Here is a 15680-nt window from a genome sequence, read left to right as displayed (position 1 = left end):
CCCACGGAGCCACGGCGTCAGGAGCGCGGCAGGGTGGCCACCACCAGGTAGCCCCCGTCCGTACGGGTGGCGGTCAGGGTTCCGCCGAGGCTGCTCACCCGTTCGGACATGCTCGCCGTGCCGGAGCCCGCCGAGACGGGGGCCCGGACCGGCGTACGGTCCGGCACGCTGTTGCGGACGGCGATCCGCAGCAGCGGTCCCCGCGCGGCGATGGAGACCTCGATGGTCTCCCCGTGGGCGTGCTTGGCCGCGTTCGTCAGGCACTCCTGCACCACCCGGTACACCGCCGCCTGCCGCAGCGGAGACAGCCCGTGCACCTCCGGGTCCAGCGTGAGCCGTACGGGTGAGCCCGCCCGTTCGCTCTCCCTCGCCAGCGCGGCGAGGCCCTCCACGCCGGGCGTCGCGTCCCGCCCCCCGCGCTGCACGATGAGCTCGTTCAGCACGAGGTGAGCCCGCCGCGCGGTGTCGGCGAGCTCCTCGAAGTCCTTCGCGTACGTCGTCTGCCGCGCCCGCACCGAGAGCACCTCGGAGCGCACCGTCAGCAGGGTCAGCTCCCGCCCGACGAAGTCGTGGACGTCCCGGGCGACCGAGGTCCGCTCCTCCTGGACGGCTTTCGACACGGCCGACTCCGCCCGCCGGGCCTCCAGCTCCCGTACCAGGTCGTGCCGGTAGGCGGCGATGCCCACGGCCGAGGCCAGGACACCGATCGGCAGGACGAGGCTGAGGAAGGAGCTCAGGGTCTGGATCCGCGGCTCGGGCCAGCCCGGAATGCTGAACACCGCGAACGCGAAGGCGACGTAGCCGACGGTCGCGAGGATCCCGGCCCGGCGGCCCCGGTAGCGGCCGACCGAGTACAGCGCGAACTGGATCAGGGTGAGCTCGTGCAGCCAGCCGACGAACAGCAGGGCCGTCACGTACGCGACCCAGGGCGCCCGACGTCGCACCAGCAGGCTCGAACAGCCCACGGCCAGCACGAGGGCGGCCAGCCAACCGTTGAGGGAATTGTCGGCGGCGGCCAGACCGGGCAGGTCCAGCGCCACCAGGGCCAGACAGCTCAGGGCCGTGATGACGTCCAGCGCGCGGGGCGAGGCCGCCCAGCACTCGGCCCGCCGGCGGCCCGAGGCGGCGACCCGGTGGTACGCCGCGAGGACGACGGGCTTGACGCGCATGCACCCCATCATCCGTGGTCGGCGCACCGGGATCGGGGCCGAGTGGGGGGCATATGAAGTGATATGCGGCACTCCGGTTACCGCCCGGCAGGGTCGATCGACCCTGCGCAGCCGCGACCTTCCGCCCTGGGCCGCGGGCACCGATCCTCGTAGCGTCGGGAGAATGACCGCCGCGAAGATCACCCCGCAGACCGTCGGGAAGACCTCCCGAAAGGGCGCCCCGCGGTTCGACGGGAGCCGGCGCACCGGATGGCTGCTGCTGATCGGCGGCCTGCTCGGCGCCCTGGCGTCCGGCGTCCTGACCCACGACCGCATCCGCACCCTGGAGGATCCCCTCTTCACCCCGGGCTGCAACGTCAACGCGGTGCTGAGCTGCGGTGACGTGATGAACACCTGGCAGGGCAACCTGCTGGGCTTCCCCAACATGCTGCTCGGCCTCGCCGGTTTCGCCGCGCTCGCCGCCCTCGGCGCGGCCCTCGCCGCCGGCGCCGCACTCCCCCGCCCGCTCTGGCGCGCCGTGTGGGCGGGCACCGCGGCGGGCTTCGCGTTCACGGTGTGGCTGATCGGCCAGTGTCTCTACGTCATCGGCGCGCTCTGCCCGTGGTGCGTGCTCGTCTGGGCGGTGATGATCCCGCTGTTCTGGTACGTCACCCGACACCTGTCCCGGCCCGGCTCCCCGCTGCGCGCCCTCCCCCACTGGCTGGTCCCGCTGACCCTGTACGCGGTCGTCGCCGTACTCGTCCTTGAGCGGTTCGGCACCCGGCTGCTGTGACGGCCGGGCACCCGGGCAGGTCCGGGGAACGCGAAGGGCCCCGTACGGCCGACAGCCGTACGGGGCCCCTCACCCGTGCTTACGCGGCGGGCAGCGCGTCCAGCTGGGCCTGGATCCGGGCGATGTCCGCCTCGGCCTTGGCCAGCCGGCCCTTGATCTTGTCCACGACGTTGTCGGGTGCCTTGGCGATGAACGCCTCGTTCCCGAGCTTCGCCTCGGCCTGCTGCTTCTCCTTCTCGGCGAGGCCGAGGTCCTTGGAGAGTCGCTTGCGCTCGGCGGCCACGTCGATGGTGCCCGACAGGTCGAGCGCGACGGTGGCGCCGGCGACCGGGAGGGTCGCGGTGGCGCTGAAGGCGTCGCCCTCCGGCTGGAGCCGCAGCAGCTGACGGATGGCGCCCTCGTGCGCGGCGAGCGCCGTACCCGACAGGTCGAGGCGGGCCGGAACCTTCTGGCCGTCCTGGAGACCCTGCTCCTTGCGGAACCGGCGGACCTCGGTGACCACGGCCTGGACGGTCGCGATCTCGGCCTCGGCGGCCTCGTCGCGGAAACCGCTGTCCTTCGGCCAGTCGGCGATGACGAGGGATTCGCCACCGGTCAGCGTGGTCCACAGGGTTTCGGTGACGAAGGGCACCACCGGGTGCAGCAGCCGCAGCATGACGTCGAGGACCTCGCCCAGGACCCGGCCGGAGACCTGTGCCTGCTCGCCGCCCGCGAAGAACGTCGTCTTCGACAGCTCGACGTACCAGTTGAAGACCTCGTCCCACGCGAAGTGGTAGAGCGAGTCCGACAGCTTCGAGAACTGGTAGTCGTCGTAGAACGCGTCGACCTCGGCCACGGTCTTGTTGAGCCGCGACAGGATCCAACGGTCGGTCGCCGACATCCGCTCGGGGTCCGGCAGCTCGCCCTCGATGGTCGCGCCGTTCATCAGGGCGAAGCGGGTGGCATTCCAGATCTTGTTGGCGAAGTTGCGGGAGGCCTGCACCCAGTCCTCGCCGATCGGGACGTCGACACCCGGGTTGGCGCCGCGGGCCAGGGTGAAGCGGACGGCGTCGGAGCCGTATTCGTCCATCCAGTCCAGCGGGTTGACGGCGTTGCCGAACGACTTCGACATCTTCTTGCCGAACTGGTCGCGGACCATGCCGTGCAGGGCGATGGTGTGGAACGGAGGAGTGCCGTCCATCGCGTAGAGGCCGAACATCATCATCCGGGCGACCCAGAAGAAGAGGATGTCGTAGCCGGTGACCAGGACGGAGTTCGGGTAGAACTTCGCGAGGCTCTCGGTCTGCTGCGGCCAGCCGAGCGTGGAGAAGGGCCACAGGCCGGAGGAGAACCAGGTGTCCAGAACATCCGTGTCCTGGTGCCAGCCCTCACCGCTCGGCGGCTGCTCGTCCGGTCCGACGCAAACGATCTCACCGTTCGGGCCGTACCAGACCGGGATGCGGTGGCCCCACCACAGCTGGCGCGAGATGCACCAGTCGTGGAGGTTGTCGACCCAGTCGAAGTAGCGCTTCTCCATCTCCTGCGGATGGATCTTGACCCGGCCGTCACGGACGGCATCGCCCGCCGCCTTCGCCAGCGGGCCGACCTTGACCCACCACTGCATCGACAGGCGGGGCTCGATGGTGGTCTTGCAGCGCGAGCAGTGGCCCACGGAGTGGCTGTACGGACGCTTCTCGGCGACGATCCGACCCTCGGCGCGCAGCGCGGCGACGATGGCGGAGCGCGCTTCCAGGCGGTCCAGGCCCAGGAAGGGACCGTGGACGGTGATGACGGCGTGCTCGTCCATGACGGCGATGTTCGGCAGGCCGTGGCGCTGGCCGATCTCGAAGTCGTTGGGGTCGTGTGCCGGGGTCACCTTGACGGCGCCGGTACCGAACTCGGGGTCGACGTGCTCGTCGGCGACGATCGGGATGCGGCGGCCGGTCAGCGGCAGCTCGATCTCGGTGCCGACCAGGTGCTTGTAGCGCTCGTCCTCGGGGTGGACGGCGACGGCCGTGTCCCCGAGCATCGTCTCGGCACGCGTCGTCGCGACGACGATGGCGTCTTCGCCCTCGCCGTAACGGATGGAGACCAGCTCGCCGTCGTCGTCCTGGTACTCGACCTCGATGTCGGAGATCGCGGTGAGACAGCGCGGACACCAGTTGATGATGCGTTCGGCGCGGTAGATCAGCTCGTCGTCGTAGAGCTTCTTGAAGATCGTCTGGACGGCCTCGGACAGACCCTCGTCCATGGTGAAGCGCTCGCGCGACCAGTCGACGCCGTCGCCGAGGCGACGCATCTGGCCGGAGATCTGACCGCCCGACTCGCCCTTCCACTGCCAGACGCGCTCGACGAACGCCTCACGGCCGAGGTCGTGACGCGACTTGCCCTCCTTGGCCAGCTCGCGCTCGACGACGTTCTGCGTCGCGATGCCGGCGTGGTCCATGCCGGGCTGCCACAGGGTCTCGAAGCCCTGCATGCGCTTGCGGCGCGTGAGGGCGTCGATCAGCGTGTGCTCGAAGGCGTGCCCCAGGTGCAGGCTGCCCGTGACGTTCGGCGGCGGGATGACGATCGTGTACGGGGGCTTCTCGCTCTTGGCGTCCGCCTCGAAGTAACCGCGCTCTACCCAGCGCTCGTAGAGCTTCCCCTCTACCTCGGCCGGCGCGTACTGGGTCGGCAGTTCGGAGTTGGGGGCGCTGGGTGTCTGCGTGTTCTCGGTCACGGGGCACAGGATACGGGGGGTGCCGCCCACGGTACGAATCCGTTTCACGGCGGCGCCCTCCGTTGACGCGGACCGCGGCCGGGCCGTCCCCGTGGCCCGTACGGACGTCGCGGCGGCGTCGTGGTTCGGTAACGCCTGGGACCCCGACGCCCCGGCCGGGGCCGCCTTCCGTCAGGATGTGAGGAACGGATAAGCAGATACCTCACAGGGGGACGCGGGATGAGTTTCAACCAGCCGGGACCGTACGGCCAGCAGCCGCAGCAGCCCGGACCGTACGGGCAGCAGCCCCCGCAGCAGCCGAACCCGTACGGCGGGCCCGCCCCGCAGCAGCCCGGCTACGGATACCCGCAGCAGGCCCCGCCGCCGCCCGGCGCCCCCTCGCAGGGCTACGGCCAGCAGCCCCCGCCGGGCTACCCCCAGCAGCCCCCGGCGGCCCCCGGCTACCCGCAGCAGCAGCCCGCGTACGGCTACCAGCAGCCCCAGCAGCCTCCGTACGGCGGCGGGATGCCCCCGCAGGAGACCCCGAAGAAGTCGAAGACCGGCGTCATCATCGGCGTGGTCGTGGCGGTCGCGGTGATCGCGGGCGGCGGCTGGTACTTCCTCGGAGGCGGCAGCGGCGGCTCGGTCTCCGACGCCACCAAGGGCTACAAGCTGGTCGCGCCGGAGACGGTGAACGACTTCAAGAAGAGCCCGAAGTACCAGCCGAAGCCCTTCACCGACGAGGAGCGCAAGGAGGCGGAGGCCGCCGGCGTCAAGAACCCGACCGCGGTGGAGATGGACTACCAGATCGCCGACCCCAACAACCCCCTCGCGATCAAGGGGCTGACCTTCAACGGCCTCTACGGTGAACTCGCCGACCCGGAGAAGTCGGTCGACTCCTACTTCACCGCGTTCAAGCTGAAGGCCTCCAAGGAGGGCAAGAGCCAGGTCGAACTCGTCGGAACCCCCAAGGCGATGAGCCCCGCCGGTTTCGACGGCGCCATCCTGAAGTGCCAGGAGGTCAAGGCCACGAACACGGACCCGAGCTTCAAGGGCCCCAAGGTGATGACCCTCCCGCTTTGCGTCTGGGGTGACTTCAGCACCCTGAGTCTCGTCTCCGCCTCCGACGCGATGGCCCTCCTCGCGGGCAAGCAGGGCTACACCCTCGACCAGACCGCCGAGTTCGCGGCCAAGCTCTACAACACCGCCCGCGTCAAGAACTGACACCGGCCGGCCGCGCACGCGAGAAGGGGCGCCCCCTCGGGGGCGCCCCTTCTCGTACGTATCTCCGGTACCGCTACGCCGACTTCTCGTGCGGGCCCTGGTCCTTCGGGACGATGCGCGGCACCAGCGTCGGGTTGACGTTGGAGCGGACCACGTCCGCGGTGATGACCACGCGGGCCACGTCCTTGCGGGACGGGACCTCGTACATCACCGACATCAGGACCTCTTCCATGATGGCGCGCAGGCCGCGCGCGCCGGTCTGGCGGAGGATCGCCTGGTCGGCGATGGCTTCGAGGGCCTCGCGCTCGAAGTCCAGCTCGACGCCGTCGAGTTCGAACAGCCGCTGGTACTGCTTGACCAGCGCGTTGCGCGGCTCGACGAGGATCTGCAGCAGGGCCTCGCGGTCCAGGTTGTGCACGGAGGTCAGTACGGGCAGGCGGCCGATGAACTCGGGGATCATCCCGAACTTCACCAGGTCCTCCGGCATGACCTCGTGGAACTGGTCGCTCGCCTCGATCTCGCGCTTCGAGCGGATCGTCGCCCCGAAGCCGATTCCCTTGGCACCCGCGCGCGACTCGATGATCTTCTCCAGGCCGGCGAAGGCGCCGCCCACGATGAAGAGCACGTTCGTCGTGTCGATCTGGATGAACTCCTGGTGCGGGTGCTTGCGTCCGCCCTGCGGCGGCACGGAGGCGGTCGTGCCCTCCAGGATCTTCAGCAGGGCCTGCTGCACGCCCTCGCCGCTGACGTCACGCGTGATCGACGGGTTTTCGCTCTTACGGGCGACCTTGTCGATCTCGTCGATGTAGATGATCCCGGTCTCGGCCTTCTTGACGTCGTAGTCGGCCGCCTGGATCAGCTTCAGCAGGATGTTCTCGACGTCCTCGCCGACGTACCCGGCCTCCGTCAGCGCCGTCGCGTCGGCGATGGCGAACGGGACGTTCAGCATGCGGGCGAGCGTCTGCGCGAGGAGGGTCTTGCCGGAACCCGTGGGGCCCAGCAACAGGATGTTGGACTTCGCGAGTTCGATCGCGTCGTCGCGGCCCTGCGCGCCGCCGTTCTCGCCGGCCTGGACCCGCTTGTAGTGGTTGTAGACCGCTACGGAGAGCGCCTTCTTCGCCGGCTCCTGGCCGACGACGTAGCTCTCCAGGAACTCGTAGATCTCACGGGGCTTGGGGAGTTCCTCCCACCGGACCTCGGAGGTTTCCGCGAGTTCCTCTTCGATGATCTCGTTGCAGAGGTCGATGCACTCGTCGCAGATGTACACACCGGGTCCTGCGATGAGCTTCTTCACCTGCTTCTGGCTCTTTCCGCAGAACGAGCACTTGAGCAGGTCGCCGCCGTCACCGATGCGTGCCACGAGGTGCTTCCCCTTCGCCTGGGAGACGCCTGGTTCAGCGCTCCTGGTGCCTCATATCCGACGGTACCTTGCCGGGGGCCCCGTGCGGGGCCCCCTTGACGTGGTTCACATCGCCGAACGGCGACGCGCCCACGCCAACTGGCGGCAAGGATCAGACCGCGCTGCTCTTACGGGTGGAGACGATCTGGTCGATCAGGCCGTACGCGAGCGCGTCCTCGGCCGTCAGGATCTTGTCGCGCTCGATGTCCTCGCGGATCTTCTCCAGCGGGGTGGTCGAGTGCTTGGCCAGCATGGACTCCAGCTGGTCGCGCATGCGCAGGATCTCGTTGGCCGCGATCTCCAGGTCGGAGAGCTGCTCGCGGCCGGTGCCGCCCGAGGGCTGGTGGATCAGCACGCGGGCGTTCGGCAGCGCCATGCGCTTGCCGGGGGTACCGGCGGCGAGCAGGACCGCGGCGGCGGAGGCGGCCTGGCCCATGCAGACCGTCTGGATGTCCGGCTTCACGAACTGCATCGTGTCGTAGATCGCCGTGAGCGCGGTGAAGGAGCCACCGGGGCTGTTGATGTAGATGGAGATGTCGCGGTCCGGGTCCATCGACTCCAGGCACAGCAGCTGCGCCATGACGTCGTTCGCGGACGCGTCGTCGATCTGCACGCCGAGGAAGATCACGCGCTCCTCGAAGAGCTTCGCGTACGGGTCGTACTCGCGCACGCCCTGCGAGGTGCGCTCGACGAAGCGCGGGATGACGTAGCGGTTGTCCACCTGCGGGCCGTTGTGGAGGCCGCTCGCGGGAGAGAGGTTGTTCATGTACATCTGGGTGTTCACCATCCTGGTGGCGTTCTGCGGGCTGAGGACTGCCTGGAACGGGCGGGCGTACGGAAGTGCGTTCGCCGGGGCCGGGATCAGGCCCCGGTGCCGCCGCCGCCCGGGACCAGGGACGCCGCGGAGATGATCTCGTCGATCAGGCCGTACGCCTTGGCCTCCTCGGCCGTGAACCAGCGGTCGCGGTCACCGTCACGGATGATCGCTTCCACGGTCTGGCCCGAGTGGTGCGCGGTGATCTCAGCCATGCGCTGCTTGGTGCGCAGCAGGTACTGGGCCTGGATCTTGATGTCCGAGGCCGTGCCGCCGATGCCGGCGGAGCCCTGGTGCATCAGGATGTCGGTGTTCGGCAGCGAGAAGCGCTTGCCCGGGGTGCCGCCGGTGAGCAGGAACTGGCCCATGGAGGCCGCCATGCCCATACCGATGGTGACGACGTCGTTCGGGATGTACTGCATGGTGTCGTAGACGGCCATGCCGGCCGTCACGGAGCCACCGGGGCTGTTGATGTACAGGTAGATGTCCTTCTCCGGCTCGGCGGCCAGGAGGAGGAGCTGCGCCGTGATCTTGTTCGCGATGTCGTCGTCGACCTGCTGCCCGAGGAAGATGATGCGCTCGCCGAGCAGCCGGTTGTAGACATGGTCGCCGAGGCCGCCACCGATGGACGGCTCACCCGCGGCGTAAGGCTTCAGATTCGTCACGTATCCACCTGCTCGTCTCCGACGGCCATGTGCCGTCTCAGCGTCTCGTTCTGGGGCGCGGACCTACCGGTGGGACGATGCCCTCCGGCTTCGGGTACTCCCGTGCCCTCGTATTCATGGACCCTAACGCGCAGGTAGGACAACGCCATCCCGCTTCCCGAACTGTTCGCTCGGAGCGCAAGGTCCGTACCCCTCACGACGGGTGTGCGGAAGGGCCCGGACGCGACTGCGTCCGGGCCCTTCACGGCACTGCTCAATGGGCTTCGCCCGGGGTGTTACTTGGCCTCGTCGGCAGCCGGCGCGACGTCGGCGTTGCCCTCGGCCTCGACGTCGGCGTCGGCCGCGGCCTCGACGGCCTCGGTCTCGTCCTCGTCGTCGGAGAGGTCGATGACCTCACCGTTGGTGTCGGTGACCTTGGCCTTCTCGACGACGACCGCGAGGGCCTTGCCGCGAGCGACCTCGCCGACCAGCATCGGGACCTGGCCGCCTTCGACGACCGCCTGGGCGAACTGGTCGGGGGACATGCCGGAGGACTGCGCGCGGCGCATGAGGTGCTCGGTGAGCTCCTCCTGGTTGACGCCCAGCTTCTCCTTGTTGACCAGGGCGTCCAGCAGGAACTGGGTCTTGATGCCCTTGACGGCCTGCTCGGTGGTCTCGGCGTCGAACTCCTCGACCGTCTTGCCCTGGAACTCCAGGTACTTCTCGATGGTCAGACCCATCTGGCCGAGCTGGTGGTGCTCCAGGTTGTGCTTGCGGGTCTGGACCTCGTCCGCGAGCAGCTTCTCGGGGACCGGGATCTCCGCGAGCTCCAGGAACTTCTCCAGGACGCGCTCCTGGGCCTGGGTGGCCTGGTCGTACTGCTTGGTGTCCTCAAGGCGCTTGCGGCTGTCCGCCTTGAGCTCTTCGAGGGTGTCGAACTCGCTCGCCATCTGGGCGAACTCGTCGTCCAGCTCCGGCAGCTCGCGGGCGGAGACCTTGGTGACCTTGACGGTGACCTCGGCGTCCTTGCCCTCGGCGGAGCCGCCCTTCAGCTGGGAGGTGAAGGTGGCCTCGCCACCGGCCTCCAGGCCCTTGACGGCCTCGTCGATGCCGTCGAGGAGCTCGCCCGAGCCGATGGTGTAGGAGACGTCGCTCGCGACGCCGTCCTCCAGCACCTCACCGTCGACCTTGGCCTCAAGGTCGATCGTGACGACGTCGCCGTCCTGGGCGGCGCGCTCGACGTCCTTGGTGGACGCGAAACGGCCGCGCAGCTGCTCGACCGCCTTCTCGACGTCCTCGTCGGACACCTCTACGGCGTCGACCTCGACCTCGATGCCGGAGTAGTCCGGGATCTCGATCTCGGGGCGGACGTCCACCTCGGCGGTGAAGGACAGCAGCTCGCCGTCCTTCAGCTCCTTGATGTCGACCTCGGGCTGGCCCAGCGGGTTCAGGTCGGCCTCGTTGACCGCCTCGGTGTAGAACTTCGGGAGGGCGTCGTTGACGGCCTCCTCAAGCACCGCACCGCGGCCGAAGCGCTGGTCGATGACGCGGGCCGGGATCTTGCCCTTGCGGAAGCCCTTCACCGTGACCTGCTGGTTGATCTTCTTGTAGGCCGCGTCGAGGCTGTCCTTGAGCTCCTCGAAGGGCACCTCAACAGTGAGCCGAACCCGAGTCGGGTTCAGGGTCTCCACGGCGCTCTTCACGGTTCGGTCTCCTTGTGGCTGACTGCTGGGGGTTCTGCCGTCACGCTGTGATTCAGCGGTTCGGCGGATTCGGCCCGGCATCAGACACACGGGCACGCAGCTTGCATAGTAACCGCAAGCGGCAATCAGCCCACAACGCGATCATCGACGTGATCTTGTCGAAGGGCAGTACTGGTGGTCGGGGTGGCCGGATTCGAACCGACGACCTTCCGCTCCCAAAGCGGACGCGCTACCAAGCTGCGCCACACCCCGTCGGTGCGACACGTAGGGTACATGCCCGGAGACCCTCCGACACGCGCGTTTCCCCTACGGGCGGCCGCGCGCGCGGAGCGGGGCTCCCGTGACGGCGCGCAAAGCGGTGTGCAATCCCCCGGTGGGACCCGCTAGGATGCTGTTCGTGCCGCGGTCCCCGGACCTGCGGCGCACGTGTTGCGGGTGTAGCTCAATGGTAGAGCACTAGTCTTCCAAACTAGCTACGCGGGTTCGATTCCCGTCACCCGCTCTGAAGTACGAAGGGCCAGGTCAGAGGATGTTTCCTCGACCTGGCCCTTCGTCATTCCCGGGGCTGGTTCGGAGCCGGACGGCCGCCTTTCGGGGCTGTCGGTCGCGGTGCCCGCGGCGATGGTGAGGCGGTGGGCGAGCCGGTGGCAGGCGTGCGCGAGTTCGGGCGGGCGGAATTCGGTGAGTTCGGTGTCGAACGTGGCGAGGATCCCGGCGACGCCGGCCCAGGACCATGCGCCGAGGGTCAGCCGGCAGTGCTCCGGGTCGAGGTGTTCGACGACCGAGCCGCTCGGTGCCCAGCGGGCGACGACGCCGGCCGGCAGGTTGAGGCGTGCCGTGCCGGTGCACTGCCAGGCGGCGGGGGTGTCGCCGCGGTCGTGGCTGCTCATGACGAAGTGCGCGAGGTCGCCGTGGGGAGGCAGGCGGGGACCGAAGGGCTGCGTCGTGGGGCGGACACGGAGCCGGTCGACACGGTCCACCCGCCACCGGTCGTCCGCGAGGTCGTAGCCGACCAGGTACCAGCGGCCGGCCCACACGACCAGGTGGTGGGGCTCGACGCGGCGGGCGGGCGGCCGGTCGGCGTCGACGATGCCGCCTCCGGCTGAGTCGGCGGCGGCGGTTGCGTGGTCCGGGTCGTCGGCGCGCGGCGGTTCGACGACGAGTACGTGGCGGCGGCGCACCGCGGCCCCCACGGTGGTGAGCGCGGTCGGATCGATGGGGGGCGCGGCGAACTCCCAGGGGTTCCCCAGCCTGGTCAGGCGCAGGGATCCCATGTGCGCGCGGAGGGTGGCGGGCATGGCCTGTTCCAGGGTCACCAGCGCCCGCGCCGCATCGTCGCCCAGGCCGAACACCGAGCCGGGCGCGGTCTGCAGGGCCACCGCGACCGCGAGGGCCTGATCGTGGTCGAACAGCAGTGGGGGGAGGGTGTGCCCCGCGCCGAGCCGGTATCCGCCGTGGGGTCCGTGGACGGTGGTGATCGGGTAGTCGAGCCCGCGCAGGGTCTCGATGTCGCGGCGGACCGTCCGCTCGCTGCAGTCGAGCGCCCCGGCCAACTCCCCCAGGGACCAAAGGCGGTGCGATCCGAACAGGGACAGCAGCCGCAGGGCCCGCCGTGAGGTGCTCGCCATCGTCCCATCATGCCCGGTGGTGGCCACTCGGTGTCCACCACCGGTGTCACCGTGAACCGCTCGTGCTGGTGAACGGCGATGAACAGGACGGACCGGTATGCGTGTTGTCGTGGTCGGTGGCGGGATCGGTGGGCTCGCGCTGGGAGCGGGATTGCGCCGCAGGGGGTTCGAGGTGGCGGTGTTCGAACGCGACACCGACCTGGCGGCGACGGGTGGCTACCACATCACCCTGGACGGACGGGCCCGGTCGGCGCTGGAGGAACTGATCGCCCCGCGGACGATGCGGCGGCTGCTGGCCTCGTCCTCGGCGCTGCGGCTGCGCGACCGCGACGCGTTGTGGGACCGGCGCGGCCGGCTGATCGGCCGTGGGCCGGACCTTCGCGACCACCCCGGCATCGACGTCGACCGCGTCACCCTGCGCCTGCTGCTGGCCGAGGAGGTGGGCGGCGCCCTGCACGCGGGGCGGACGGTGACCGGCGTCGACCCGGGTGACGACGGCGCGCCCCGGGTGCTGTTCGCCGACGGCTCGGCCACCACGGCGGATCTGGTGGTGGGCGCGGACGGCACCCACTCCCTGGTCGCCCGATACCTGGCGGGCGGCCGGACCAATCACCCGGCGGGCATCATCGGGTTCTCCGGGCGCACTCTCCGCTCGGACCTGACGCCGGGTGACGGGCATCGGCTCGGGACCCGTTCGGGGATGGCGATCGGTCCGTGGGGGGCGGCGTTGTACGTCGGTTTCCTGGACCCGGTCGGCAACGCCGCGCTCGACGCACCCGGGCTGCGGATGTCCGTCACCGCCGGACCCACCTACATCTGGGGCGCCATGTTCCCCGAATCCCCCGCGACCGACTCCCTCCGTGCGTTGCGCGACGGCGCGCTGCGGGCGGCGCTGGTGGGGCGGTTCCGTGAGCAGGGATGGGCCGAGCACACCTTGGACGTCATCGCCCGCTCCGACCCGCGGAGCGTGGCCGCGTACCGGTTCAACGCGGCCCCGACCCGCGCCGCCGAGCTCGCGCCCTGGCCCGCCGGGCGCATCACCGCGCTCGGCGACGCGGTCCACGCGACACCGCCCACCGCGGGAATGGGGGCGGGCGCGGCGATCCGCGACGCCGCCGCGCTGCTCCGGCACCTGGGCGAGGTCGAGGACGGCGGGACGCCGACCGAGGCGGTGGGGCGGTTCGAGGCGGGCATGCGTCTGCGCGGCAGCGAGGTGCTCACCCTGGCCATGCGGACGGTGCGGCTGATCCTGGCCACCGACACCACGCTCGGCGCCGCCGCCACCGCCCTGACGACTCCGGTCCTGGCCGCCGCCGCCCGGCTGGGTCGGCGGTGAAGCCCGTCGACGCCGGTGCCGTGGCCGGAACGGTTCCCGGGTCGGAGCGGGGCGTGCGGTGCGGTGCGGTGCGGTGCGGTGCGCCTAGAGCTTGATGCCGGCGATGGTGTCGGCGAGGGAGTTCAGGAAGCGGTTGACGTCCGGGGCGATGGAGCTGGACGCCAGGAAGAAGCCGAAGAGGACGGCGACGATGGCGGGGCCGGCCTTCATGTGCTTGCCGCGGATCAGGATCACCAGGATGATCGCCAACAGAACCACCACTGACAGCGAAATGGCCACTACTGATCACACCTTCGGTCGTCCCCTGGTCGGCCCGGGGTGTACAGCCGTGCGCACCCCCACACGTTCCATCCTCCCACCAACCGGCCCCGGCTATCCGTCTCGTGACGAATCGCCCCCGCATGTTTCCCTCCGCGTGGGCGTGTTGCGGATTTCACGGCACGGTGATGCCGAGGAGAGAGCGGACATAGGCGTACTTCGCGGACAAACGATCGCGGGTGGGGCCGTCGAGGACGGAGAGCCTGACGGGATCGGCGTTGTGTGCCAGGTCCGCCTCCTTCACGAGGACGGCCCCGGGGGTGGCCAGGATGCGGGCGGCGTACTCCTCCAGCGGCTCCCCGGGGCGTTTGGTCAGGGCCAGGACCATGTCCTTGACCGCCTCCGGGAGGGCCGCCGAGGCCAGCCATTCGGCGCTGAGGGCCTCGTCCTCGACGGAGTCGTGGAGCCAGGCGGCTGCCTGTTGTTCGGGGCTGCCGCCGCGTAGGCGGACGCCCTCGGCGACGGCCGCGAGGTGCTCGGCGTAGGGTCGGCCGGACTTGTCGGTCTGCCCGTCGTGCGCCGTGCGGGCGAGCGCTTCGACCTCCAGCAGGGTCAGGGGCTGTCCCGTCACGCGATCTCCTTCGCTGCCGTACGGAGGGCCTCGGCGGCCCGGCGCACATCTGCTTGCGTGGTGCGCCAGTTGGAGAACGCGGCGCGCAGCGCGGGGGTTCCCCCGTGGACGGTCGGGGTGACGAAGACCTCGGCCGCGGCGGCCTCCCGGAGGGCGGTGAGGCGCTCGGGGGTGGGGTCCTGGGCGAGGGTGAAGCAGACGACGTTGAGTCGGACGGGGGCGAGGAGCCGGAAGGCCGGATCGGCGTCGAGGCGCTCGCCGAGGGAGCGGGCGCAGGCGATGTCCCGTTCGACGATCTCCCGATGGCCCCGGCGGCCGTAGGCGCGCAGGGTGAACCAGGCGGCGAGGGCGCGCAGTCGGTGCGAGTTCTCGGGGGTGAGGTGGACCAGGTCGGGGTGCTCGCCGAGCGGGCCGAGGTAGGCGGCGGCGTTCTGGAGGACGCGGGCCTGGAGGTCGCGGCGGCGGGTGAACTGGACGGCGCTGTCGTAGGGGACGTTGAGCCACTTGTGGAGGTCGACGCAGACGGAGTCGGAGGCGTCGAGGCCGTCGGCGAGGTGGGCGTGCTCCGGGGAGAGGGCGGCGAAGGCGCCGAAGGCGGCGTCGGTGTGGAGCCAGAAGTCGTGGTGGTCCTTGAGGGCGGCGACCGCCCGGAGGTCGTCGAAGTCGACGGTGTTGACGGTGCCGGCGTTGGCGACGACCACCGCCGGGCCGGGGGTGTCCGCCAGGGCCCGCGCCAGGGCCGCCGGGTCGACGGCCTCGCGATCGGGCAGCGTGGGGACGCGGACGAGGGAGGAGCGGCCGAGGCCGAGGAAGGAGAGGGCCTTGGCGATGGAGGAGTGCGGAGCTCCGGAGAGCACCCGTACGGGGCCGAGGACGCCGGCGCCGTCCTCGGCCGGGGAGACCCCGAGGCGTTCGCCGAGCCACTCGCGGGCGATGGCGAGGCCGGTGGTGTTGGACATGGTGGCGCCGCTGACGAAGGTGCCGCTGTGGGCGTCGGAGAGGCCGAAGAGCTCGCGGAGCCAGCCGACGGTCTCCCGTTCGAGGAGTTGCCCGGCGCCGTCGAAGGAGGAGTTGGAGTTCTGGTCGTGGGCCGCGGTCAGCCAGTCCCCCACGAGGGCGGCGGGGGTGGCGCCGCCGGTGACGAAGCCGAGGTAGCGGGGGCCCGCGGAGGCCGACAGGCGCGGCGCCCAGCGGGTCGCGAAGTCGGCGAGGGCCTGTTCCGTGCCGTCGCCGTGCTCGGGGAGCGGTGGGGGAAGGGGCGGTGCTCCGGGGGCCGGTACGACGGGCCGGGCGTCCAGGGTCGCGAGGGTCTCGGTCGCGGCGAGGCGGGCGGCGTCGAGGAGGTCGGGGAGGCGGGCGAGGTCGCCGGCGAGGCTGCGGTCCATGGCGGCACCGTAGACGCGGGTGGGGGCGGCGGGGGTG

The 15680-nt window shown here is 70.5% G+C and carries 13 protein-coding genes and 2 tRNA genes; 4 read left to right on the top strand and 11 right to left on the bottom strand.

Features of this window, described 5'->3' with window-relative positions; all coding sequences use genetic code 11:
- Positions 1-17: 17 nt before the first annotated feature.
- Positions 18-1169, bottom strand: a complete 1152-nt coding sequence (locus ACZ58N_RS09140; RefSeq protein ID WP_471157239.1) for a sensor histidine kinase — start codon at positions 1167-1169, stop codon at positions 18-20.
- A 163-nt stretch (positions 1170-1332) separates the two neighbouring features.
- On the opposite strand from ACZ58N_RS09140, the gene ACZ58N_RS09135 reads away from it, so the two are divergent.
- A complete protein-coding gene (locus tag ACZ58N_RS09135; RefSeq protein WP_471157238.1) occupies positions 1333-1941 on the top strand; it encodes a vitamin K epoxide reductase family protein in 609 nt (202 codons plus the stop codon).
- A gap of 79 nt (positions 1942-2020) precedes the next feature.
- On the opposite strand, the gene ACZ58N_RS09130 is transcribed toward ACZ58N_RS09135, so the two are convergent.
- Positions 2021-4642, bottom strand: a complete 2622-nt coding sequence (locus ACZ58N_RS09130; RefSeq protein ID WP_471157236.1) for a valine--tRNA ligase — start codon at positions 4640-4642, stop codon at positions 2021-2023.
- Between the two features lie 219 nt (positions 4643-4861).
- Here ACZ58N_RS09130 and ACZ58N_RS09125 point away from each other — a divergent pair, with 219 nt between their 5' ends.
- Positions 4862-5845, top strand: a complete 984-nt coding sequence (locus ACZ58N_RS09125) for a hypothetical protein (RefSeq protein WP_471157234.1) — start codon at positions 4862-4864, stop codon at positions 5843-5845.
- A 73-nt stretch (positions 5846-5918) separates the two neighbouring features.
- On the opposite strand, the gene clpX is transcribed toward ACZ58N_RS09125, so the two are convergent.
- The 5 genes from clpX to ACZ58N_RS09100 all read right to left on the bottom strand — a co-directional run bounded on the left by clpX (position 5919) and on the right by ACZ58N_RS09100 (position 10657).
- On the bottom strand, positions 5919-7205 hold the full coding sequence (gene clpX / locus ACZ58N_RS09120) for an ATP-dependent Clp protease ATP-binding subunit ClpX (RefSeq protein WP_471157232.1): 1287 nt from the start codon (positions 7203-7205) through the stop codon (positions 5919-5921).
- Positions 7206-7356: 151 nt separating this feature from the next.
- The gene (locus ACZ58N_RS09115) at positions 7357-8031 is read right to left on the bottom strand and encodes an ATP-dependent Clp protease proteolytic subunit (protein ID WP_281211022.1); all 675 of its coding nucleotides are present in this window, start codon (positions 8029-8031) and stop codon (positions 7357-7359) included.
- Positions 8032-8105: 74 nt separating this feature from the next.
- Positions 8106-8723 (bottom strand): ATP-dependent Clp protease proteolytic subunit, encoded by a 618-nt coding sequence (locus ACZ58N_RS09110; protein WP_471157229.1) that lies wholly within the window; start codon positions 8721-8723, stop codon positions 8106-8108.
- A 275-nt stretch (positions 8724-8998) separates the two neighbouring features.
- A complete protein-coding gene (tig, locus tag ACZ58N_RS09105) occupies positions 8999-10405 on the bottom strand; it encodes a trigger factor (protein ID WP_471157228.1) in 1407 nt (468 codons plus the stop codon).
- A gap of 175 nt (positions 10406-10580) precedes the next feature.
- A tRNA-Pro gene (locus tag ACZ58N_RS09100) sits at positions 10581-10657 on the bottom strand.
- A gap of 179 nt (positions 10658-10836) precedes the next feature.
- Between ACZ58N_RS09100 and ACZ58N_RS09095 the strand changes: the two genes are divergently transcribed.
- Positions 10837-10907: transfer RNA gene (locus ACZ58N_RS09095), tRNA-Gly, on the top strand.
- Here ACZ58N_RS09095 and ACZ58N_RS09090 read toward each other — a convergent pair.
- Entirely contained in the window at positions 10879-12033 is a 1155-nt protein-coding gene (locus ACZ58N_RS09090; RefSeq protein ID WP_471157227.1) for a helix-turn-helix transcriptional regulator, read from the bottom strand. The two genes, ACZ58N_RS09095 and ACZ58N_RS09090, sit on opposite strands and share 29 nt — an antisense overlap.
- A 97-nt stretch (positions 12034-12130) precedes the next feature.
- On the opposite strand from ACZ58N_RS09090, the gene ACZ58N_RS09085 reads away from it, so the two are divergent.
- Positions 12131-13369 (top strand): FAD-dependent oxidoreductase, encoded by a 1239-nt coding sequence (locus tag ACZ58N_RS09085; RefSeq protein WP_471157225.1) that lies wholly within the window; start codon positions 12131-12133, stop codon positions 13367-13369.
- Positions 13370-13453: 84 nt separating this feature from the next.
- Here ACZ58N_RS09085 and ACZ58N_RS09080 read toward each other — a convergent pair whose 3' ends face one another.
- The 3 genes from ACZ58N_RS09080 to ACZ58N_RS09070 form a co-directional block, all read right to left on the bottom strand.
- Positions 13454-13648: a hypothetical protein gene (locus ACZ58N_RS09080; RefSeq protein WP_079426944.1), complete on the bottom strand. Its 195-nt coding sequence runs from the start codon at positions 13646-13648 to the stop codon at positions 13454-13456.
- 154 nt (positions 13649-13802) lie between these two features.
- Positions 13803-14258 (bottom strand): HD domain-containing protein, encoded by a 456-nt coding sequence (locus ACZ58N_RS09075; RefSeq protein WP_471157224.1) that lies wholly within the window; start codon positions 14256-14258, stop codon positions 13803-13805.
- Positions 14255-15643 carry a pyridoxal phosphate-dependent decarboxylase family protein gene (locus tag ACZ58N_RS09070; protein ID WP_471157223.1) on the bottom strand — a complete coding sequence of 463 codons (1389 nt, stop codon included), beginning with the start codon at positions 15641-15643 and terminating at the stop codon, positions 14255-14257. Before ACZ58N_RS09070 ends, ACZ58N_RS09075 begins: the two co-directional genes overlap by 4 nt.
- Between the last annotated feature and the right edge of the window lie 37 nt (positions 15644-15680).

The organism is Streptomyces sp. NPDC040432 (genome assembly GCF_055595445.1).
The sequence above is the reverse complement of the archived record's forward strand: the minus strand, read 5'-3'. Positions and strand labels throughout refer to the sequence as shown.